The 20,446-nt window shown below is 61.3% G+C and carries 18 protein-coding genes and 1 pseudogene; 9 read left to right on the forward strand and 10 right to left on the reverse strand.

Features of this window, described 5'->3' with window-relative positions; all coding sequences use genetic code 11:
- Window positions 1-27: 27 nt before the first annotated feature.
- Both ACWKWX_RS07765 and ACWKWX_RS07770 read right to left on the reverse strand, forming a co-directional pair.
- Window positions 28-630: a glutathione S-transferase family protein gene (locus tag ACWKWX_RS07765; protein ID WP_416423069.1), complete on the reverse strand. Its 603-nt coding sequence runs from the start codon at window positions 628-630 to the stop codon at window positions 28-30.
- Window positions 631-642: 12 nt separating this feature from the next.
- Window positions 643-1,812, reverse strand: a complete 1,170-nt coding sequence (locus ACWKWX_RS07770; RefSeq protein WP_416423068.1) for an aminotransferase-like domain-containing protein — start codon at window positions 1,810-1,812, stop codon at window positions 643-645.
- A gap of 81 nt (window positions 1,813-1,893) precedes the next feature.
- Here ACWKWX_RS07770 and ACWKWX_RS07775 point away from each other — a divergent pair, with 81 nt between their 5' ends.
- Both ACWKWX_RS07775 and ACWKWX_RS07780 read left to right on the forward strand, forming a co-directional pair.
- On the forward strand, window positions 1,894-2,337 hold the full coding sequence (locus ACWKWX_RS07775) for a MarR family winged helix-turn-helix transcriptional regulator (protein WP_416423067.1): 444 nt from the start codon (window positions 1,894-1,896) through the stop codon (window positions 2,335-2,337).
- A 202-nt stretch (window positions 2,338-2,539) separates the two neighbouring features.
- On the forward strand, window positions 2,540-3,730 hold the full coding sequence (locus ACWKWX_RS07780) for a benzoate/H(+) symporter BenE family transporter (protein WP_476297088.1): 1,191 nt from the start codon (window positions 2,540-2,542) through the stop codon (window positions 3,728-3,730).
- Window positions 3,731-3,784: 54 nt separating this feature from the next.
- Here the strand turns inward: ACWKWX_RS07780 and ACWKWX_RS07785 are convergent, their stop codons facing one another.
- The 3 genes and pseudogenes from ACWKWX_RS07785 to ACWKWX_RS07795 all read right to left on the reverse strand — a co-directional run bounded on the left by ACWKWX_RS07785 (window position 3,785) and on the right by ACWKWX_RS07795 (window position 6,616).
- Complete coding sequence (locus tag ACWKWX_RS07785; RefSeq protein ID WP_483827441.1) at window positions 3,785-4,657, reverse strand: methyl-accepting chemotaxis protein; 873 nt, start codon at window positions 4,655-4,657, stop codon at window positions 3,785-3,787.
- A 36-nt stretch (window positions 4,658-4,693) separates the two neighbouring features.
- Window positions 4,694-5,563 (reverse strand): annotated as a pseudogene (locus tag ACWKWX_RS07790) (HAMP domain-containing protein); the annotation flags it as partial.
- Between the two features lie 291 nt (window positions 5,564-5,854).
- A complete protein-coding gene (locus ACWKWX_RS07795; protein ID WP_416423065.1) occupies window positions 5,855-6,616 on the reverse strand; it encodes an SDR family oxidoreductase in 762 nt (253 codons plus the stop codon).
- A 174-nt stretch (window positions 6,617-6,790) separates the two neighbouring features.
- Here ACWKWX_RS07795 and ACWKWX_RS07800 point away from each other — a divergent pair, with 174 nt between their 5' ends.
- Window positions 6,791-7,792, forward strand: a complete 1,002-nt coding sequence (locus ACWKWX_RS07800) for an NADP-dependent oxidoreductase (RefSeq protein WP_483827411.1) — start codon at window positions 6,791-6,793, stop codon at window positions 7,790-7,792.
- 150 nt (window positions 7,793-7,942) lie between these two features.
- Here ACWKWX_RS07800 and pyrF read toward each other — a convergent pair whose 3' ends face one another.
- Window positions 7,943-8,644 (reverse strand): orotidine-5'-phosphate decarboxylase, encoded by a 702-nt coding sequence (gene pyrF / locus ACWKWX_RS07805; RefSeq protein ID WP_475505811.1) that lies wholly within the window; start codon window positions 8,642-8,644, stop codon window positions 7,943-7,945.
- 214 nt (window positions 8,645-8,858) lie between these two features.
- On the opposite strand from pyrF, the gene eat reads away from it, so the two are divergent.
- The 3 genes from eat to ACWKWX_RS07820 all read left to right on the forward strand — a co-directional run bounded on the left by eat (window position 8,859) and on the right by ACWKWX_RS07820 (window position 11,215).
- Window positions 8,859-10,223: an ethanolamine permease gene (gene eat, locus ACWKWX_RS07810; protein WP_473005726.1), complete on the forward strand. Its 1,365-nt coding sequence runs from the start codon at window positions 8,859-8,861 to the stop codon at window positions 10,221-10,223.
- 106 nt (window positions 10,224-10,329) lie between these two features.
- Window positions 10,330-10,497, forward strand: a complete 168-nt coding sequence (locus tag ACWKWX_RS07815) for a DUF2897 family protein (RefSeq protein WP_416423061.1) — start codon at window positions 10,330-10,332, stop codon at window positions 10,495-10,497.
- Window positions 10,498-10,648: 151 nt separating this feature from the next.
- Window positions 10,649-11,215 carry a TetR/AcrR family transcriptional regulator gene (locus ACWKWX_RS07820; protein ID WP_416423060.1) on the forward strand — a complete coding sequence of 189 codons (567 nt, stop codon included), beginning with the start codon at window positions 10,649-10,651 and terminating at the stop codon, window positions 11,213-11,215.
- Window positions 11,216-11,221: 6 nt separating this feature from the next.
- Here ACWKWX_RS07820 and fabF read toward each other — a convergent pair whose 3' ends face one another.
- The gene (fabF, locus tag ACWKWX_RS07825) at window positions 11,222-12,493 is read right to left on the reverse strand and encodes a beta-ketoacyl-ACP synthase II (RefSeq protein WP_483827412.1); all 1,272 of its coding nucleotides are present in this window, start codon (window positions 12,491-12,493) and stop codon (window positions 11,222-11,224) included.
- Between the two features lie 309 nt (window positions 12,494-12,802).
- On the opposite strand from fabF, the gene ACWKWX_RS07830 reads away from it, so the two are divergent.
- Window positions 12,803-13,126, forward strand: a complete 324-nt coding sequence (locus ACWKWX_RS07830; RefSeq protein WP_483827413.1) for a YceK/YidQ family lipoprotein — start codon at window positions 12,803-12,805, stop codon at window positions 13,124-13,126.
- A gap of 55 nt (window positions 13,127-13,181) precedes the next feature.
- Here ACWKWX_RS07830 and ACWKWX_RS07835 read toward each other — a convergent pair whose 3' ends face one another.
- From ACWKWX_RS07835 to ACWKWX_RS07845, 3 genes are all read right to left on the reverse strand, one after another.
- Complete coding sequence (locus ACWKWX_RS07835; RefSeq protein ID WP_483827414.1) at window positions 13,182-13,499, reverse strand: ComEA family DNA-binding protein; 318 nt, start codon at window positions 13,497-13,499, stop codon at window positions 13,182-13,184.
- Window positions 13,500-13,671: 172 nt separating this feature from the next.
- Window positions 13,672-15,666 (reverse strand): polysaccharide biosynthesis protein, encoded by a 1,995-nt coding sequence (locus ACWKWX_RS07840; protein WP_483827415.1) that lies wholly within the window; start codon window positions 15,664-15,666, stop codon window positions 13,672-13,674.
- Between the two features lie 84 nt (window positions 15,667-15,750).
- Window positions 15,751-16,782 (reverse strand): MraY family glycosyltransferase, encoded by a 1,032-nt coding sequence (locus tag ACWKWX_RS07845; protein ID WP_483827442.1) that lies wholly within the window; start codon window positions 16,780-16,782, stop codon window positions 15,751-15,753.
- A 549-nt stretch (window positions 16,783-17,331) separates the two neighbouring features.
- On the opposite strand from ACWKWX_RS07845, the gene ACWKWX_RS07850 reads away from it, so the two are divergent.
- Both ACWKWX_RS07850 and ACWKWX_RS07855 read left to right on the forward strand, forming a co-directional pair.
- Window positions 17,332-18,813: an MBOAT family O-acyltransferase gene (locus ACWKWX_RS07850; RefSeq protein ID WP_483827416.1), complete on the forward strand. Its 1,482-nt coding sequence runs from the start codon at window positions 17,332-17,334 to the stop codon at window positions 18,811-18,813.
- 11 nt (window positions 18,814-18,824) lie between these two features.
- The gene (locus ACWKWX_RS07855; RefSeq protein WP_483827417.1) at window positions 18,825-20,360 is read left to right on the forward strand and encodes an alginate O-acetyltransferase AlgX-related protein; all 1,536 of its coding nucleotides are present in this window, start codon (window positions 18,825-18,827) and stop codon (window positions 20,358-20,360) included.
- Window positions 20,361-20,446 lie beyond the last annotated feature (86 nt).

The raw sequence follows: 20,446 nt of genomic DNA on the forward strand, positions 1-20,446 counted from the left end.
GCGGCTACGGGTTTTGTGTTTCCAGCCTCAACCGAGCATGGTCACATGCCGCGGTTGTGATTCAACCCGCTTGAGCCACGCCTGGATGCCCGGGTAGCCGGCCAGATCAAAGCCACCCTCATGAGCCACATGGGTGTAGGCGTACAGCGCGATATCCGCGATCGAATACTGGTCCCCCACCAGGAACGGCGTCAGCTGCAGCTGCCGCTCCATCACCCGCAATGCCTTTTTGCCGCGCACCTGGCAGTCCTGGTACTCCTGCAGGCGATCTTCGGGCATGTTCAGGTAAAACTGGATAAACCGCGCCACGGCAATGTACGGCTCATGGCTGTACTGTTCGAAGAACTGCCACTGCAGCACCTGGGTGCGCAGGCGCGGCTCGGTGGGCAGGAACGCGGTGCCATCGGCAAGGAAGTTGAGAATCGCGTTGGACTCCCACAGGCAGGTGCCATCTTCCAGTTCCAGCACCGGGATCTTGCCGTTGGGGTTCTTGGCCAGGAACTCCGGGGTCTGGGTGTCGCCCCCGAGAATGTCGATGTCCACCCATTCATACGGCAAGTTCAGCAGGTGCAGCATCAGCTTGACCTTGTAGCAGTTGCCCGAGCGGTAATCGCCGTAAACCTTGTACATGAACCTCTCCTTCTACGCCGCTGCCTGAGCGGCCTGAGCCTTGCGGATAACGTGGGCCAACCGCGCCAGCCCTTCGTGCAGGCGGTGCGGGGCGACATGACTGAAATTCAACCGCAGGCAACCCGGGTGGGCCGCGGGGTCGGCGAAAAACGGCTCCCCCGGCATGAACGCCACGTCCTGGGCCATGGCGTCGGCCAACAAGGTGCGGGTATCGATCGGCTGTTTCAAGGTCAGCCAGAAGAATAGGCCCCCTTGCGGCACGTGCCAATCGGCCAGACCGGCGAAATGCTCGAGCAACGCCGCCTGCATGGCATCGCGACGCTCACGGTAGAAACTGCGCAACTCGCCCAGGTGCTGGCGGTACTTGTCCGTGCCCAGCCACTGCATGGCCTGCCACTGGCCGATGCGGTTGGTGTGCAGGTCGGCGGCCTGCTTCAGCCGCAGCAGGTGCGGGAACAGGTCGGGGCTGGCGATCAGGTAGCCCACGCGCACGCCGGGCAGCAGGGTTTTCGACACGCTGCCCATGTAGATCCAGCTGGCGGTGCGCAGGCGCCCGGCGATGGGCTGCGCGTGGCCGGCGTCGTAGGTCAGCTCGCGGTAGGGCTCGTCTTCGATCAGGGTCACCGCGAACTCGTCCAGCAGCGCCGCCACGCCCGCCCGGGCTGCTTCGCTGTAGCGCACGCCCGAAGGGTTCTGGAAGGTCGGGATCAGGTAGGCAAAGGCCGGCGCCTTGCGCTGCAGGTGGGCGCGCAAGGCGTCCAGGTCGGGGCCATCGGCCTGCAGCGGCACGCTCAGGCAATCGGCGCCGAACAGTTGGAAGGTCTGCAGGGCAGCCAGGTAGGTGGGGCCCTCGACGACAATTTCCGTGCCCTTGTCGATGTACAGCTTGGCGGCCAGGTCCAGCGCCTGTTGCGAGCCGCTGAGCACCAGCACCTGGCTGGCCTGGCAGTCGATGCCCAGGGCGCGGGCGTCGGCGGCCAGCTGTTCGCGCAGCTGCGGCTCGCCTTCGCTGGTACCGTACTGGCTCATGCTGGCGGGCAGGCCCGTCCAGTCCAGGGTGGGCAGCATGGCCTCGGCCGGCAGGCCGCCGGCGAACGACATGACTTCGGGGCGCTGGGCCGCAGCGAGGATCTCGCGGATCAGCGAACTTTTGAGGCGTGTGACACGTTCAGAGAAAGCCATGGGACCACCACTGGCAAAGTCATCGGAAGATACGTCAAACTGCTTGACCGAAATTACGACGCCGGGCATGGATACGTCAATATGCTTGACCTTAAAAACACCGCCACCCAACAAATCGCCATGGAAGCGTTTTTCTACGGCTACCAGGCCTTCACCGCCAAGGCCGACGAAATGCTCGCCCGCCGGGGCCTGAGCCGGGTGCACCAGCGGGTGGTGTTCTTCATCGCGCGCTACCCGGACATTGGCGTGAGCGAGCTGCTGGAAAAGCTGGGGGTGAGCAAGCAGGCGCTGAACATGCCCCTGCGCCAGCTGATCGAGATGCAGCTGGTGACCAGCACCGCGCCCGCCAGCGACAAGCGCAAGCGGCTGCTGGGGCTGACACCCGAGGGGCTGCGGTTTGAAGAGGCGTTGCGCAAGGAGCAAGTGAAGCTGCTGCAACGGGTGTTCGCCGAGGCGGGCCCGGCGGCCGTGGACGGCTGGTTGGCGGTGAATGCAGCGCTGGGCAAGACCACCAACCGCCCGTAGCAGCTGCCGCAGGCTGCGTCTTGTGGGAGCTGGCTTGCCAGCGAGTTGTTAAGGCCCGAAAAACTCGCTGGCAAGCCAGCTCCCACAAAGGCCGGTACAGTTTGACTGTATGGCTAAATGTTACTGCTGCTGTACTGCAACGGTGCAAGGCGGCGGGTTTAGTCTTTCAGGCCTGCCACCACCTCGCTCAAGGATTTGCAGCATGACCGACGCCTCCCCCGTGCATTTGCGCCCGTTGGCCGACACCTCCCCCTCCGCCGTGGTCGCAGGCTTCATTGCCATGATGACCGGCTACACCAGCTCCCTGGTGCTGATGTTCCAGGCCGGCCAGGCCGCAGGGCTGACCAGCGCGCAGATTTCCTCGTGGATCTGGGCGCTGTCCATCGGCATGGCGGTGTGCAGCATCGGCCTGTCGCTGCGCTACCGCACGCCCATCACCGTGGCCTGGTCGACGCCCGGCGCGGCGCTGCTGATCACAAGCCTAGGCCATGTGAACTACAGCGAGGCCATCGGCGCCTACATCACCTGCGCGGTGCTGGTGGTGATCTGCGGGCTCACCGGCAGCTTCGAGAAACTGGTCAAGCGCCTGCCCTCCTCCCTGGCCGCGGCGTTGCTGGCCGGCATCCTGTTCAAGATCGGCAGCGAAATCTTCGTCGCCGCCCAGCACCGCACCCTGCTGGTGCTGGGCATGTTCTTCACCTACCTGCTGGTCAAGCGCGTGTCGCCGCGCTACGCCGTGCTGTCGGCGCTGGTGCTGGGCACCCTGCTGTCGGGCTTCATGGGCCTGCTGGACTTCAGCCAGTTCCACCTGGAAGTGGCCACCCCGGTTTGGACCACCCCATCATTCTCGCTGGCCGCGACCATCAGCATCGGCATCCCGCTGTTCGTGGTGGCCATGACCTCGCAGAATATGCCCGGCATCGCCGTGCTGCGCGCCGACGGCTATCAGGTGCCCGCCTCGCCACTGATCTCGGTGACCGGCTTCGCTTCTCTCCTGCTGGCACCGTTCGGCTCCCACGGCATCAACCTGGCGGCCATCAGCGCCGCCATCTGCACCGGCCCGCACGCCCACGAAGATCCAAGCAAACGCTACACCGCCGCGGTGTGGTGCGGGATTTTCTACGGCATCGCCGGCGTGTTCGGCGCCACCCTGGCGGCGCTGTTTGCCGCCTTGCCGAAGGAACTGGTGCTGTCGATTGCCGCGCTGGCGCTGTTTGGCTCGATCATCAATGGCCTGAGCATTGCCATGAACGAGCCGAAGGAGCGCGAGGCGGCGCTGATCACCTTCATGGTGACTGCGTCGGGCTTCACGCTGTTCTCGGTGGGTTCGGCGTTCTGGGGCATCGTGGCGGGCGTATTGACCCTGCTGATCCTCAACTGGCAGAAGCAATAACCCGTAGCAGCTGCCGAAGGCTGCGTCCGGCCTGGACGCGGCCGTCGGCCGGTGCTACAGGCGGAAATGGCCGACCATGCCGCGCAGCTCGCTGCCCAGCTGCGCCAGTTCGATGCTTGACGCCGCGTTGCCGCGCATCGCCAGCGCCGATTGATCAGCACTGGCGCGGATATTCGTGACGCTGCGGTTGATCTCTTCCGCCACCGAGCTTTGCTGCTCGGCTGCCGCGGCAATCTGCTGGTTCATCTGCTGAATCTGTGACACCGCGCTGGCAATACTGCCTAGGGCGCTCTCGGTCTGCAGCGCATCGCTGACCGCCAGCTTCACCAGTTCGCCACTGCCCTGGATCTGCAACACCGACGCCGCGGCGCTGGCGCGCAAGGTGCTGACCAGCCGCTCGATCTCGGCGGTGGACTGCTGGGTGCGCTGGGCCAAGGCCCTTACTTCATCGGCGACCACGGCGAAACCACGCCCCTGTTCGCCGGCACGGGCGGCTTCGATGGCCGCGTTCAGCGCCAGCAGGTTGGTCTGTTCGGCCACGCTCTTGATCACTGCCACCACGGTGCCGATGCTCTGGATCTCGTTGCTCAGGTGCTCGATGCTGTGGCTCGCCGAATCCGCCGCGCCGGCCAGTTGCTCGATGCGCTGCATGCTCTGGCGTACCACCTGCTGGCCGTTGTCCACGCGGGTATCCGCTGACTGCGCGGCCAACGCCGCCTGCTCGGCGTTGCGGGCCACGTCGTGGACGGTGGCGGTCATCTGGTTCATGGCGGTGGCCACCTGCTCGGTTTCCTGCTGCTGGCTGCTGACCTCCAGGTTGGTCTGCTCAGTGACCGCCGACAGCGAATGCGCCGAGCTGGACAGCTGCTCGATGCCCGCCTGCAGGCCACTGACAATGCTGCTCAGGCCTGCGCCCATCTGCTGCATGGCAGCCAGCAACTGGCCGATCTCGTCGCGCCGGTCCACCTCGATACTGCCGCTGAGGTCGCCGCCGGCGATCTGCTGGGCACGGCTGATGACCCGGCGCAGCGGCCCCACGATCAGCCGGGTGATCAGCCACGCGGCGAGCACGCCCACCAGCAGCGCCACCAAGGATGAGCCGATGATCAGCAAGCTGTTCTGCTTCAACTCGGCCTGCATGGCCTGGTCCTGGGCGGCAGCGGCCTGGTCGACACGGCTCACCACCTCATCGGCCCGCGCCTTGAGCTGCCCATAGACCTGTTTTTCCCTGGCCAGCAGGTCGGTGTATTCGCCCAGCTTGTCGCTGAAGCTGGCGATGTGATCGCTGACTTCGTTCAACACCGTCTGGTAGCCGGCGTCCTGTACCTCGCTCTTCAAGGCGTTGGCTTGCTTGAGGGCCTCGGCGGCCTGCTCAATCTTGCCGTTGCCGGTGTCGTCGTCGACGCCCTTGCGGCTCTGGTCCAGGCGCACCCGCGCGGCGTCCATGGCCTGCAGCATCAGCCGCGCCACCTGCGCTACTTCATTGGCCTGGGTGATGAATTCGCTGCCCTTCTCGCCTTTGGAATCCTTGAGCGCATAGGTGCCGTCGTCGGACAGCCCGGCCTGCAGCACGTCGAGGTTATTGGCCACCGTGGACACCGACCAACTGGCCATGTCCAAGGCCAAATCCTTGGCCTGGCTGATCTCCACGAACTGGTCGAACGCCTTGCGGTACGCGGCCAGCGCCGGTTGCACGCCTTCTACAGCGCCCGCGCTGGCAGCCAGTGTTTCCACGCTCTTGCGCAGGGCATCGGCGGTCTTGGGGTCGGCGTGCAGGGCGAACTCCTGCTCCTGCAGGCGCACCCGCAGCAGGCCGCTGTTGAGCGCCGACATCTGCTTCAAGCCGTCGAAACGCTGGCTGATGCTGGCCAGCGACCACACGCCGATGGCCGCCACCAGCACCGTCAGCGCCAGCACCAGGGCAAAGCCCAGGCCCAGCTTGCGGGCCATGCCCAGGTTGGCAAAACGTCCACTGCTGGCCGATGTCATTGCGCGCTCCCCCAGAGTCAATGCACGCAGAGTGGCAATGGCACGGGGGCAGGCACAAGATCCTGGCGTCGGAATAATGGCAAAAAGCTATGAAGGTGTCGTTTTCAGCAAAGCGGAGGGCGCTTTGCCCTGCCATCAAATCGCCGTGGCGCCCCCGTCCACCAACAACGAATGCCCCGTGGTAAACGCCGCGCCATCGCTGCACAGGTACAACACCGCGCTCGCCACCTCTTCCACCCGGCCCACGCGCCCGACCGGGTGCATGGCCGCGGCGTACTCGGCCTTGCGCGGGTCGGCTTCGTGGGCGCGGCGGAACATGTCGGTGTCGATCACCGCCGGGCACACGGCGTTCACGCGAATGTGTTTTTTCGCGTATTCGATGGCGGCCGACTGGGTCAGGCCGATGACCGCGTGCTTGGAGGCCGCGTAGATGCTCATCTTCGGCGCCGCACCCACGCCGGCGACCGAGGCGGTGTTGACGATGGCGCCGCCGCCCTGGGCCAGCATCACCGGCAACTGATACTTCATGCACAGCCACACGCCCTTGACATTGACGCCCATGATGGCGTCGAACTGCGCCTCGGTGCCTTCGGCCAGGCGGCTGTTCTCGATCTCGATACCGGCGTTGTTGAAGGCGTAGTCCAGGCGGCCCCACAGGGCCACGGCCTGCTCGGTCATGGCGCGCACCTGGGCCTCCACGGTGACGTCGCAACGCAGGAACTGCGCCTGGCCGCCAGCCTCGCGAATCAGCGCCACTGTACCTTCGCCACCGGCGGCGTCCAGGTCCACCACCACTACTTTCAGGCCCTCGGCGGCGAACGCCTGCGCGGTGGCGCGGCCGATGCCTGCCGCCGCACCGGTCACCAGCGCCACTTGTCCGGAAAATGCCATGCCCATGGGTCGAACCTCTGTGAATTGGAAGTGATGGGCGCAGTCTAGCCAAGGCGCCAGCACGCCACGCAGCACTATTGGCGCGCTGTATTTCACCGTATTCGGCGCGGCCGTTGCCCTTGCCAGCGGCGCCCGCGCGGCCTATCAACAGTCCACCGTCCACATTTGGAAGCACCTGCCATGACCGACGTCAACCGCCAATTCCTGCTGGCCCGCCGCCCTTCCGGCGCCGCCAGCCGCGAAGACTTCACCTTCCAGACCGTGCCGCTGCCCGAACTGGGCGCCGGCCAGGTGCGCGTGAAGAACCTCTACCTGTCCCTGGACCCGGCCATGCGCGGCTGGATGAACGAGGGCAAGTCCTACATCCCACCGGTGGGCCTGGGCGAAGTGATGCGCGCCCTGGGCGTAGGCCAGGTGGTGGCCTCCAACAACCCGGCGTTCGCCGTGGGCGATCACGTCAACGGCGCGCTGGGCGTACAGGACTTCTTCCAGGGCGAGCCCAAGGGCTTCTACAAGGTAGACCCCAAGGTTGCGCCGCTGCCGCTGTACCTGTCGGCGCTGGGCATGACCGGCATGACCGCCTATTTCGCGCTGCTGGAAACCGGCGCACCCAAGGCCGGCGACACCGTGGTGATCTCCGGCGCCGCGGGGGCGGTGGGCAGCGTGGCCGGGCAGATCGCCAAGATCAAGGGCTGCCGGGTGATCGGCATCGCCGGCGGCAAGGACAAGTGCCAGTCGCTGATCGACGAACTGGGCTTTGACGGCGCCATCGACTACAAGGCCGAGGACGTCGCCGCCGGGCTCAAGCGCGAATGCCCCAAGGGCGTGGACGTGTTCTTCGACAACGTGGGGGGCGACATTCTCGACGCCGTGCTCAGCCGCCTGGCGCCCCACGCGCGGGTGGTGATCTGCGGGGCCATCAGCCAGTACAACAGCAAGACCGGGGTGAAGGGCCCAGCCAATTACCTGTCGCTGCTGGTGAACCGCGCGCGCATGGAAGGTTTCGTGGTGATGGACCACGCCGCCAAGTTCGCCGCGGCCGGGCAGGAGATTGCCGGCTGGCTGGCCAAGGGGCAGCTCAAGAGCAAGGAGCACGTGGTGGAGGGGCTGGAGACGTTCCCGGAGACGCTGCAGAAGCTGTTCAGCGGGGAGAATTTCGGCAAGCTGGTGTTGAAAGTTTGATCAATCGCCTGCGGTTATCACGTAGCCGCTGCCGCCAGGCTGCGCTGGCCCTTTGCGCCACTGGAGATCTCCGGTGAATTTGAGGGCAAGCGCAGCCTGGCGGCAGCGGCTACGGGTGATCGGCGTTGAGTAGTTGAATGGCGCCGGCCGTCAGGCGTTGATTTGTGCCACAACGTCAGCCAGCGCTTGCGCCGGGTCTTTGGCCTGGCTGATCGGGCGGCCGATCACCAGGTAGTCGGAACCTGCGTCCAGCGCCTGGCGTGGGGTGAGGATGCGACGCTGGTCGTCCTGGGCGCTGCCGGCCGGGCGAATGCCAGGGGTCACCAGTTGCAGCGACGGGTGCGCCGCTTTCAGGGCCTGGGCCTCCAGGGCCGAGCACACCAGGCCGTCCATGCCAGCCTTCTCCGCCAGTGCGGCCAGGCGCAGCACCTGCTCTTGCGGCTCGATGTCCAGGCCGATGGCGGCCAGGTCTTCACGCTCCATGCTGGTCAGCACGGTCACGCCGATCAGCAGTGGCTTGGGGCCGCTGCGCTGGTCGAGTACGTCACGGCAGGCGGCCATCATGCGCAGGCCGCCGGAGCAGTGCACGTTCACCATCCACACGCCCATTTCCGCAGCGGCCTTGACGGCCATGGCAGTGGTGTTGGGAATGTCGTGGAATTTCAGATCCAGGAACACTTCGAAGCCCTTGTCGTTCAGGGTCTCGACGATGCCCGATGCGCTGCTGGTGAACAGCTCCTTGCCGACCTTCACGCGGCACAGCTTGGGGTCCAGCTGGTCAGCCAGTTTCAGGGCGGCGTCGCGGGTGGGGAAATCCAGGGCGACGATGATAGGAGTCTGGCAAGCGGACATGGGCGGGCTCTCAGGGGGCAAGTCGAAATCGGCGCGCATTGTAGCGGATTTTAGGGGCGCTGGCGCCCCACAAACAGGCACAGCCTGCCCTTAGCCTAGCCCACCCATCTCCACCTGCGACACCAAACCCGCCATTACGACCCCTTTTGCCCGGCTGGCACGGCCACTGCACGCAAAACAGCACGAACGTTCCAATCCACACGAGGGAGCCGTCATGACTACGCAACTCAAGCCCACCTTGGGCACGCTGCACCTGTGGGGCATCGCGGTAGGGCTGGTGATTTCCGGCGAGTACTTTGGCTGGAGCTATGGCTGGGGCGTGGCTGGCACCCTGGGGTTCCTGCTGACCTCGCTGATGGTGGCCACCCTCTACACCTGCTTCATCTTCAGTTTCACCGAGCTGACCACGGCCATTCCCCACGCAGGCGGGCCTTTTGCCTACAGCCGCCGTGCCTTCGGCGAAAAAGGCGGGCTGATCGCCGGCCTGGCCACGCTGATCGAGTTCGTCTTCGCCCCACCGGCCATCGCCCTGGCTATTGGCGCCTACCTCAACGTCCAGTGGCCCGCCCTGGACCCGCGCCATGCGGCGCTGGGCGCGTACATCGTGTTCATGCTGCTGAACATCCTCGGCGTGCAACTGGCCGCCACCTTTGAACTGGTGGTGTGCATCCTCGCCGTGATCGAGCTGCTGGTGTTCATGGGCGTGGTGGCGCCGGGCTTCAGCGTCGGCAACTTCGTCGCCAACGGCTGGGCCGGGGACAATACCTTCAGCCTCGGCGCGGTGAGCGGCATGTTCGCTGCCATTCCGTTCGCCATCTGGTTTTTCCTGGCCATCGAGGGTGCGGCCATGGCTGCCGAGGAAGCGAAAGATCCGCGGCGCACCATCCCCAAGGCCTACATCAGCGGCATCCTCACCCTGGTGCTGCTGGCCCTTGGCGTGATGGTGTTCGCCGGCGGCGTGGGCGACTGGCGCGCCCTGGCCAACATCAATGACCCCCTGCCCCAGGCCATGAAAACCGTGGTGGGCGAAGGCTCCGGCTGGCTGCACATGCTGGTGTGGATCGGCCTGTTCGGCCTGGTGGCCAGCTTCCACGGCATCATCCTCGGCTATTCGCGCCAGTGCTTCGCCCTCGCCCGTGCCGGCTACCTGCCCAAGGGCCTGGCCAAGCTGTCGCGCTTTCAAACCCCGCACCGGGCCATCATCGCCGGCGGCGTGGTGGGCATCGCCGCGATCTATAGCGACGGCCTGATCAACCTGGGTGGCATGAGCCTGACCGCGGCCATGATCACCATGGCCGTGTTCGGTGCCATCGTCATGTACATCATGAGTATGCTCAGCCTGTTCAAGCTGCGCCGCAGCGAACCCGGCCTGGCCCGCAGCTTCCGCGCCCCCGGCTACCCCATCGTGCCGGGCATCGCCCTGGTACTGGCGGTGGTGTGCCTGGTGGCCATGGCCTGGTTCAACACCCTGATCGGCGTGATCTTCCTGGGCTTCATGCTGGTAGGCTTCGTCTACTTCCTGCTCACCGGCGCCGCCCGTGCCAGCGCCCCGGCAGACGCCATGCTCACGGGCCTGTAGCCAGCGCCCTATAATGGAACCACTGCCGGGCGCTTGCCTCCAATGAGTACAAGCCTGTATTCGCCGCCACCCGGGCGGCGAGCCCGGCCCGCAAGGAGAAGTGGCCATGCCCTGGTACGCCTGGTTGATTTTGGTGGTAGCGATCGGCTCCATTGTTGGCGGCCTGATGATGTTGCGCGACAGCGCCAGCAAAGTGGAACTCACCGAAGAACAGCGCCGCAAGGTGGCGCAGCGCAACGCCGAGGCGGATGCCAAGGACGCGCAGAACCGCTAAACCTGCGTAGCAGCGGCCGCAAGGCCGCGTCACAGGCGCCAAGGTATACCGGTTGAATCGCGGCGTCTTGGACGCAGCCTGCGGCAGCTGCCACGGGGGGCCGCTTCTGTTAGAATGATGATTAACATCCCATTCTGACCGGGCCATCCCCATGCGCTACTCCGCCGACCACAAAGCCCAGACCCACGAACGCATCGTCAAGGAAGCCTCGGCGCGCTTTCGCCGGGATGGCATCGGCGCCACCGGCCTGCAGCCATTGATGAAGGCGCTGGGGCTGACCCATGGCGGCTTCTACGCGCACTTCAAATCCAAGGACGAACTGGTGGAAACCGCCTTGCGCGCGGCCACCGAAGAGTTGACTGAGGTGTGCGAAAAGGCCTTCGCCAAGCCCCAGCCGTTGCAGAGTTTCATCGACACCTACCTGAGCCCCGCCCATCGCGATAGCCCGGAAAAAGGCTGCCCACTGCCGACCATGGCCGCCGAACTGGGGCAGCGCGGCCAGCCCAGCCCCATCACCGACCAAGGCGTGGAAGACCGCCTGGCACGCATTGCCGCCACCTTGAAGGCAGAAGATGCCGACGAGCAGGCCGTGGTGATGCTCTCGACCCTGGTGGGCGCGCTGATGCTGTCGCGCAGTGTCGAGGACCCGCAGTTGTCGCTGCGTATCCTCGACAGCGCGCGCAAGGCGCTCAAGTTGCAGGCGGATGCCGCGGGTTAGACTGCCTCACACCCAGCGCTTGAGCAGTACACTGGCATTCACCCCGCCAAAGCCGAAGCCGTTGGACAGCGCGTACTCCATGGCCATGGCACGCGCCTGGCCACGCACCAGGTCCAGCCCCTCGGCCAGTTCGTCCGGGTGCTCGAGGTTCAAGGTGGCGGGGGCAACCTGGTCACGCAACGCCAGCACCGTGAAGATCGCCTCGATGCCCCCTGTCGCGCCCAGCAAGTGACCGGTAGCGGATTTGGTCGAGGTGATCGCCGGGCCCTGGCCGGCGCCGAACAGTGAACGAATGGCCGCAAGTTCGCCCTTGTCCCCCACTGGAGTGGAGGTGGCATGGGCATTGAGGTGCTGAACCTGGCCAGGGGTGATGCCACCCTGGGCCAGCGCCTGTTCCATGGCCCGCCGGGCACCACTGCCATCCTCCGGCCCGGCCGTCAGGTGATAGGCGTCAGCGCTGGTGCCATAGCCCACCAACTCGGCCACTGGCGTGGCACCGCGGGCCAAGGCATGTTCCAGGGACTCGATCACCAGAATCCCCGCCCCCTCCCCCATCACGAAACCATCACGGTCACGGTCAAACGGCCGCGAGGCGCGGCTGGGCGTGGCATTGAAGCCACTGGACAACGCCCGCGCCGCAGCGAACCCGCCGAGGCTGACCCGGTCGATGGCCGCTTCGGCACCACCACACACGGCAATGTCGGCCTCCCCGGCGCGAATCAGCCGCGCCGCATCGCCGATGGCCTGCACGCCGGCGGCACAGGCCGTGACCGGCGCCCCCAGCGGCCCCTTGAAGCCATGCTGGATCGACACCTGCCCGGCCGCCAGGTTGACCAGGAACGCCGGAATGGTGAACGGCGACAGCTTGCGCGGCCCGCGGCTGTCGGTGGTGCGTACGGCGTCGACGATGGTGCCAAAGCCACCAATGCCCGACCCGATCACCGTGGCCGTGCGCTGCCGCGACGCCTCGTCCGTGGGAGCCCAGCCCGCCTGGGCCAACGCCTCGCGGGCGGCGGCGAGGGCAAACATAATGAAACGGTCCATCTTCTTCTGTTCCTTGGGCGCCGCGGCCAGGTCCGGGTCGAAGCCGGCCTGCGGATCTTCCCCAAGCGTTGGCACTACCCCGCCGACCCGCGCAGGCAGGTCGGCGACCACGCTTTCAGGCAACTCACGCAAGCCTGATTGGCCGGCCAGCAAGCGGCCCCACACGGTTTCCACGCCGGTGCCGAGTGGCGAGACCAGGCCCATGCCGGTGATGACGATTCTGCGGTTGTTCATACTATCTCCCTTCCTCAACCCGTAGCAGCGGCCGCCAGGCCGCGTCACAGGCGCTGCATTTCACCTGGCACTTCACCAAACAGTGCCAGCCCATTTAAATGACGACCGACATACAATGCGCATCACATTACAGTCGAAATCTAAAAGATGCACGCACCTCATCGATCAAAATCGTCACCAGGAAATCGGCGTCCGGAGAAAGCTTGATACAGTTTTTCGCGGCCGTGTCGGGTAGCCTGACCAGCCCCAAGGACCTAGGGTCGAAGGCTCCGCGCCCTGAAGGCGCTTGGCAATTACAAGGAATCAGTCGTGAAAGCTTTGATCATTGGTTGTGTGGCCCTGCTGTTGAGCGGATGCGGGAGCATCATCACCGTGGTGCGTGACGACAGCGTCACCAGCAAATACCTGGCCGAGGGCAACTCCTACTGCGGAGCCGTGCCCAGGGTGTATAGCGGGCTGATGTTCGACTTCTGCATGTTGCACGCAGCGCCCGAGGATGAGAACAACTACAGCAGTTCTCCTCCTATTATCATGGTGTTCGACATGGGGCTCTCCGCCATTACCGATACCGTGCTGCTGCCCTACACCCTGATTCGGCAACACAACGACGGCAGCATCGAAGTCACCCATTGACACCAGGCTGAACTGGCCGTCCACCAAGGGCGCCAGCACAGCCCGGTACCCTGCTTTACTCTACCGTCAGGCGGTCACGATTCTTGTCCAGCAGCGACTTGCCGATTCCTTTTACCTCCAGCAACTCATCCACCGAAGTGAAGACACCGTTGGCATCACGATGCGCCACGATCGCCTGGGCCTTGGCCATGCCGATGCCGGCCAGTTCACGCTGGAGGGTGTCGGCATCGGCCTTGTTGAGGTTGACCGTGGAGGTCTGCATCATCGCCGCCGGCGCCGGGGCTGCTTCGGCCGTGGCTGGCGCGGCGGTGGCGGCGACGGAGAGGGTGAACAGCAGAGTGGCCAGCAGGGCCGAGAGGGAGAAGTTGCGCATGGGTGAGGCTCCTTGACATCAGTAGGTTCTAGAGGCGGCTTTCCTGAGCCGCCTTTAGAAGCTAGTTCACCATGCTGAAAGGGCGAGTGTGGCTTGGTTAGGGGATGTTTCCTCTACACGCCTGCTGTTCGTTCAATTCGGTAAAGATGGCGCATACCCTCGCCCTCGACGCCTACGGTTCGGAACGTTTCTGCTGATAGATCAGATCCACGATTTCGCCATCTGGAGCGTAACCGCTGACCGTCTCTCGCAATAACTGCCGGACCTTTCCGTAATCGTCAGCATGGACTGCAGCCAGTAGTTCCACGAACCTTTCCTTGAGCACATCCCAATGCAGAAAATCTTCGTGAGCACTCATGATCATGGGGTGGCGCGTCATGACCACGTTGTCGCCGATCAGCAACTCTTCGTAAAGCTTTTCCCCGGGGCGCAACCCCGTGAACTCGATGGCTATGTCGCCCTGGGGATTCTTTTCGGATCGAATACTTAGTCCTGACAAATGGATCATGCGCTCTGCGAGCTCGGCGATACGTACTGGCTCCCCCATGTCCAGCACGAAGACATCGCCGCCCTGCCCCATCGAACCCGCCTGAATGACCAATTGGGCTGCTTCGGGGATAGTCATGAAGTAGCGTGTAATTTTCGGATGAGTCACCGTCAGCGGCCCGCCCGATTTTATCTGCTTGTGAAACAGAGGGATCACAGACCCGGAGGACCCGAGCACATTGCCAAACCGCACCATGGTGAAACGCGTTTTATTGACGCGAGCAACATTGGCTGGGTCGCCGTACAAAACGGGCGCCACTTCCCGGCTCAAGGCCTGCAGCGTCATTTCGGCCAGCCGTTTGGTACTGCCCATGACATTGGTCGGCCTGACCGCCTTGTCAGTGGAAATCAGCACGAAATTTGCCACACCGGCCTGTAGTGCCGCCTGGGCGGTATTCAATGTACCGATTACATTGTTCAACACACCTTCAGCGACATTGTGCTCAACCATTGGCACATGCTTGTAGGCAGCCGCATGGTAGACCGTGTTGATGCTCCAGGTTTTCATGACGTCCAGGAGTTTGTGCGGATGCCGTACTGAACCCAGGATAGGCAACAGCTCAACACGGAGAGACTCGCGAGCCAGTCGCTGGTCGAGCTCGGTCATGATGTTGTACAGGTTGAATTCGCTGTGCTCGAATAGCACCAGGAGTGTCGGCCGCAGGGCGACAATCTGACGGCACAGCTCGGAGCCAATCGATCCGCCAGCGCCGGTGACCATCACGGCCTGCCCATTGATGCAATGTTCCAGCAAATCATCTTGGGCCGGTACAGCGTCACGACCCAGGAGGTCAGCAATATCGACCTCTTGAATATCATCAACCTTGACGCGGCCGCTGGCCAGATCGGTAAAACTCGGCACACTTCTGATGTGCAGGGGAAACCCCTCCAGAAAACCGAGAATTTCCCTTCGACGAGCTCTTGTGGTCGACGGCAATGCCAGCAATATTTCCTGCGCCCCCGTTACATCGATCATGTGCTGGATCCTGCCAGGCTTGAACACCTGGAGCCCCGCGATTACACGGTCGGTAATACTGGCATCATCATCAATGAAAGCCACGGGGCGCATTACACGTCCCATCCGCAATGCGGCAACCAATTGGTTACCCGCAACACCTGCGCCGTAGACCGCGACTTTAGTCAGGCCATCGTCCCGGTTGAATGACATGGAAGCATGGGCGCCGCTTAACCAGTTGCCCATGAAATACTGGCGCATGCCCAACCGCAGCCCGCCAATAATGACAAGGCTAAGCCACCAGTAATTGAACACAATGGATCGAGGAACAACGGCTTGATGATTACTGTACCAATAAACTATAACCGCCAGGATGAGTGACGACAGGCTGACCGCCTTGATAATTGCAATCAAGGCGTCATTACCAAAATAGCGCATGACTGCGCGATACATGCCGAAACGAATAAACAGGGGTATGGCAACAGCCGGCGCACATGCAAACAACCAGGTGTGAACCTTGAAAGGGTTATACATGTCGTCTATGCCGAGCCGGACGATAAAGGCCATCCACAACGCGGCCCAGACCAAGACAACGTCCATGACAACCTGAATCAGGCGCTTCTGCTTTCTAGGCAAGCCCAACAAAAAGGCACGTGTCTTATCCATAAACCTCAACCAATTGGTTTGACCATTGCGAAAAGCGCAAGGGCCGGGCGCTTCCATCGCACAAGGGTAATCCAAAAACAGGTGCTAGTCGTGCGTTTTAGGCTGTACAACCTCTAGCTCTCCTGCATGATATCTAATGGCCATTACTGTAAGTGGAACATAGGCGATACATGTTGCCAGCACCCCGTCCAGCCGCTGGCATGCCACCAGCCAAGCGAGGGGCAAGAGCCAGAAAAGGTTCACCACCAAAACGGCCATAGTGACCGGGAAATGCCCCCCATGGAGCCGGGAAGCAAATTGGTACGCATGGCTTCGGTGAGCTTCGTAGACCTTGTCTCCGCGAATCAGGCGTCGAAACAAGGTATAAGTTGCATCGACGATAAATACGCCCAGAAGAATGAGCCATGCCCACAACAACCGGGAATCGACATGAGCAGCTTGTAACGAAAGGATGCCGAGAATGATCCCAAGGAAACCGCTGCCCGCATCCCCCATGAAAATCTTGGCAGGAGGAAAATTCCAGATCAGGAAGCCGGTCGCCGCCCCACCAAGAAACAAGGGTGCCCACATAAGATGCGCATGACCGGATATCCAATAAAGAGCACACATTCCGAAGCAGGCGCACATGGCCTCCACTGTCGCTATCCCGTCTATACCGTCCATAAAGTTATAAAGATTCAATAGCCACATCAAATAAAGGATTGCACAGGCACTTCCCACCCAACCTAAACTAACTTCAACACCCGCCAGGATGACCGGCGGAAAACCTCCAAGCGAATAGATTGCCCAGGCAGCGGCACAGAAATGGCCAAGCAATCGCCAACGGGCGGGAATATGCCCACGATCATCCATGAAGCCTACGGTAGCTATCAATAGACCACTGCCAAGCACCGCGGCGAATGTTGCACCATCGACCAAGTTACTGCCGTAAAGCCACCCCATTCCAACGAGGAAAGAGCAGACAATGGCCACTCCGCCGCCGCGCGGGGTAGGAGTAGTGTGCGAACTGCGGCTGTTGGGCAGATCCATCAGTGCTTTGGCGATCGCATATCGACGTAGCCAACCGGTAAGGGCAAAGGAAAGTAAAGCCACTGCAAACAACCAAAACGACACCATCTTTACATCCTCGGAAATCTCGATACCGCTTGCCTCCCGCGTGCCGGCTGGAGAGCGCAAGGCGGGTGGCTCAATACTGCCATGAGCCCGCCCCTCGTTGAAAACATTAATCTTGTCACATTCGGATAAAATCCGACCCTGCAAGCGCCCGCGGATTCCACAGACACAGGTACCAGATGAAAAAAACGTCAGCCTCGGCGTGAGGTCATGACCGGCATTGATGTAGACGCGAGAAGACTCCCGGAGAACCATTGCCTATGGTATCTTCGCCGTTACGGAATACACAGAGCCAGCACAACATTGTATCGACCGTTTCGGGAAGGGATAGCACCGAAATGCGCCAAGTCACCCGGCGTCTCAAGGAGTCTCTTCAGGCAAGCAGGTCGTCACCTGACCACACAAGAATAGAGCTGAAGCGTGATCACTCAAGCCAAACTATACCCCCCTGAAATACCGCCCTCCAATCACCGTTCAACCCGTTTATGCGGGTAGCCTAGCAGCCGTCGCCACCTCAACAAAAACTGGATCATCCCATCCTTAGGTGTGTTCATGATTTTTAGTTCGTCCGCGTTCATCCTGGTTTATTTACCCATTGTATTCCTGATTTATTTTTCATTGAACAGGCGGCGCTGGATCACGGCGGGAAAACTATGGTTGGTTGCAGCCAGCCTTTACTTCTATGCCTACTGGAGCGTTGCCTACCTACCCCTGTTGCTAGGATCGATTGGTTTCAACTACCTGATGGGGCGATGGGTTTCACCTCATTCGACGAACCTGCTGAAACCGTCCTCAAAAAAAATCGTATTGGCACTGGGCATTGCTATCAACCTCGCGCTGCTCGCCTACTTCAAGTACGCGAATTTCCTGATAGACAACTTTAACGGCTTGACCGGCTTATCCATTGGCCTGCAACAGATAATACTGCCCTTGGGGATCAGCTTTTATACCTTTACCCAGATTGCGTTTCTGGTGGACAGCTACCGTGGGGAAGCAAAAGAGTACGACCTTGTAAACTACGCACTTTTCGTCACGTTTTTTCCGCATTTGATTGCAGGCCCCATCCTTCACCACAAAGAGATGATGTCGCAATTCAAGTCACGCTGGACGCTGTTCATTCGGCACAAGAATATTCTGTTGGGGCTGTTTATTTTCAGCATTGGGCTGTTCAAGAAAGTCATCCTGGCGGATACCTTCGCAATCTGGGCTGACGCCGGCTTTGCACACGGTGTTCTACATGACTTTTTCAGCGCTTGGGCGACCAGCCTGTCTTACACCTTCCAACTTTACTTCGACTTTAGCGGCTACTGCGACATGGCGATTGGCGCGGCGTTGCTGTTCAACATCTGGTTGCCGCTAAACTTTAACTCTCCGTACAAGGCACTCGACATTCAGGATTTCTGGCGACGCTGGCATATGACGCTGAGCCGTTACCTGCGAGATTACTTGTATATCCCGCTAGGCGGGAATCGCTGTTCGCCCGTCAGAGTGTATGTGAACCTTATGCTCACGTTCGTCCTCGGTGGGTTGTGGCACGGTGCCAGCTGGATGTTCGTGGTATGGGGAGCACTCCATGGGGGTGCGCTGATTATTCACCGAGCATGGAAACAGCTAGGCATGAACATGCCTACGGTGGTTGCCTGGACAGTGACGTTCCTGTTTGTGAACATCACCTGGGTGTTCTTCCGCGCAACGTCCATGAGCGATGCAAGCCATATTCTGCACAGCATGTTCAACCTCAAATCTGCGGCTGCCGTGCCCATTCCAGCCATCCCGACTGCCGAACTGGCCTGGGGCGGCGTGCTTTCCGACCATCTCCTGAGCGTTTTGCCCGAGGGCATGGCAGTCAACGCGCTGTGTTTCTTCATGATTATCATGGGTTTCCTTATCAGCGCGCAAAGAAATTCGTTTGAACTGACCACTCAAGGCGCCTTTGGCTGGAAAAAAGTGTTGGGAATGTCATTGCTCTTCAGCATTGCGATGTACGCAACACTGAAATCCACCAGCACTGTATTCCTGTATTTCAATTTTTGAGTGCCTTGCAGATGAAAAAGAAAATATCAGCATTCTTCTTGTTTGCGTTGGTCGCGTTACTCATCGCACCCGTTTTCAACCTCAGCACCAGACTGGATACCCTTGCGAACAGCAAGACAAAATGGTGGAACACGTCCTTCCTCTATAATGTCGACTTTGCGCTGCCAGCACTCGGAAAACTGTACAGCGTATTGGGGATCTCCATTAATCCAGGGCAAGTCATTCTCGGCAAACACGGATGGTTTTTCCTGGGGGATGATCACGCCCAATCGATCTCGATAAAACGCAACGGCGTCACGCCCAGCACCACCCCGTTGGTGCAGCAGATCGTCGCCAACGAGGTCGCTTGGGAAGCGTGGTTGAAGCACCACGGGGTGAAGCAATATCGGGTACTCATCGGTCCCGACAAAGACTCCATTTACCCTGAGTATTTGCCAAGCTGGGCGGCCCACGCCCCTAATCAGGTGAGCCGTGAGTTTATCCACCTCGCGCCCGCCCAACTGTATGTCGATACGTTTACCCCGATGCTCGCCGCAAAGAACGCGTCTGCTCAACCTTTGTACTTCAAGACAGACACCCATTGGAATAGCCTTGGTGCGTGGGTGGCGTTCCAGGCACTGGAGCAAAATTTGAACCGTGTCGAGCCCGACCTTCGCTGGCCATCCCCTGAGCTGGGAGAAGTGGAAAACGTATCAGTACGCCCTGGCGGAGACCTGTCGCGCTTTCAACGAATCCAGGGTTCAACCAATGACACTCAAGTGGCATTGAAATTCGCCTCCTCGCCTCAGCTAACAGTCGACCAATACGATTACCAGACGGGGAAGCTGCTGGGCTCAGGCCCGAACCCAGAGCTTGAGGCGCCGCAAAAACCACTGCTGGTTGTTTCCAAAGGCGCCTTGAACGACCGGAAAGTACTATGGCTACGAGATTCATTCGGCATATCCCTTTCACCGTTCATGGCGGCAACGTTTTCCCAAAGTCTGCAAATTCATTACGATCAGGTAGACCCCAACCAAGTAGCCGAACTGATCGCAACCTTCAAACCCGACTATGTGATCTTTTCTGCAGTGGAGCGGGTTACGAGAATGGGCTTCTTCCTGGCACCTCCTCCTCAGTTCGTGATCTCCCGTTCTCGCGATACACTCACCCCGCTGGCAGAAGGCCAGGTAAGCCATCAGCACGACGTCGTGGCCACTTCGGAGGCTGACACGTACCAGATCACCGGAATAGACCCCTACATCGTTTTCAAGCCCTCCAAACCTTTGCTCGGTTCAGACGCCAAGCAGCTGACTTTCGAGCTGACGTGCAAAAATACTGCCGACACGAAATTTCCGATCCAGATATTCTGGTCGACGAAAAATAAAGGTTTCAACGAGGCGGACAGCGCGACGTTTGCGGTAAGCCAGGGTGTAACGTCAGTCGATATTTCATCCGCCAAAGGTTGGCCCGCGGACCAGCTTATTGATGAAGTCAGATTCGATATCGTCACACCAGCAGGATGCCCGACATTCTCCCTGAAAAGCCTGGCCTTGGGCCAGAACCGCTAATTACGAAATTACCTCGCTCCCGGTCGCGGCGGCTTCCGCTGCCCGGGGGTAACTGTTCACAAAGGTGACTTATGGCTAAGGACCTC

The sequence above is a fragment of the Pseudomonas imperatae genome (genome assembly GCF_057128625.1).

Bases quoted from the DNA above. Each gene is read 5' to 3' on its own strand.
- ACWKWX_RS07775 (WP_416423067.1), top strand. From the start codon at position 1,894: ATGCTTGACCTTAAAAACACCGCCACCCAACAAATCGCCATGGAAGCG.
- ACWKWX_RS07815 (WP_416423061.1), top strand. From the start codon at position 10,330: ATGCCCTGGTACGCCTGGTTGATTTTGGTGGTAGCGATCGGCTCCATT.
- ACWKWX_RS07855 (WP_483827417.1), top strand. From the start codon at position 18,825: ATGAAAAAGAAAATATCAGCATTCTTCTTGTTTGCGTTGGTCGCGTTA.
- ACWKWX_RS07800 (WP_483827411.1), top strand. From the start codon at position 6,791: ATGACCGACGTCAACCGCCAATTCCTGCTGGCCCGCCGCCCTTCCGGC.
- ACWKWX_RS07820 (WP_416423060.1), top strand. From the start codon at position 10,649: ATGCGCTACTCCGCCGACCACAAAGCCCAGACCCACGAACGCATCGTC.
- ACWKWX_RS07785 (WP_483827441.1), bottom strand. From the start codon at position 4,657: ATGCAGCAGATGGGCGCAGGCCTGAGCAGCATTGTCAGTGGCCTGCAG.
- ACWKWX_RS07795 (WP_416423065.1), bottom strand. From the start codon at position 6,616: ATGGGCATGGCATTTTCCGGACAAGTGGCGCTGGTGACCGGTGCGGCG.
- ACWKWX_RS07765 (WP_416423069.1), bottom strand. From the start codon at position 630: ATGTACAAGGTTTACGGCGATTACCGCTCGGGCAACTGCTACAAGGTC.
- eat (WP_473005726.1), top strand. From the start codon at position 8,859: ATGACTACGCAACTCAAGCCCACCTTGGGCACGCTGCACCTGTGGGGC.
- fabF (WP_483827412.1), bottom strand. From the start codon at position 12,493: ATGAACAACCGCAGAATCGTCATCACCGGCATGGGCCTGGTCTCGCCA.
- ACWKWX_RS07780 (WP_476297088.1), top strand. From the start codon at position 2,540: ATGACCGACGCCTCCCCCGTGCATTTGCGCCCGTTGGCCGACACCTCC.
- ACWKWX_RS07840 (WP_483827415.1), bottom strand. From the start codon at position 15,666: ATGGATAAGACACGTGCCTTTTTGTTGGGCTTGCCTAGAAAGCAGAAG.
- ACWKWX_RS07845 (WP_483827442.1), bottom strand. From the start codon at position 16,782: ATGGTGTCGTTTTGGTTGTTTGCAGTGGCTTTACTTTCCTTTGCCCTT.
- ACWKWX_RS07770 (WP_416423068.1), bottom strand. From the start codon at position 1,812: ATGGCTTTCTCTGAACGTGTCACACGCCTCAAAAGTTCGCTGATCCGC.
- ACWKWX_RS07835 (WP_483827414.1), bottom strand. From the start codon at position 13,499: ATGCGCAACTTCTCCCTCTCGGCCCTGCTGGCCACTCTGCTGTTCACC.
- pyrF (WP_475505811.1), bottom strand. From the start codon at position 8,644: ATGTCCGCTTGCCAGACTCCTATCATCGTCGCCCTGGATTTCCCCACC.
- ACWKWX_RS07850 (WP_483827416.1), top strand. From the start codon at position 17,332: ATGATTTTTAGTTCGTCCGCGTTCATCCTGGTTTATTTACCCATTGTA.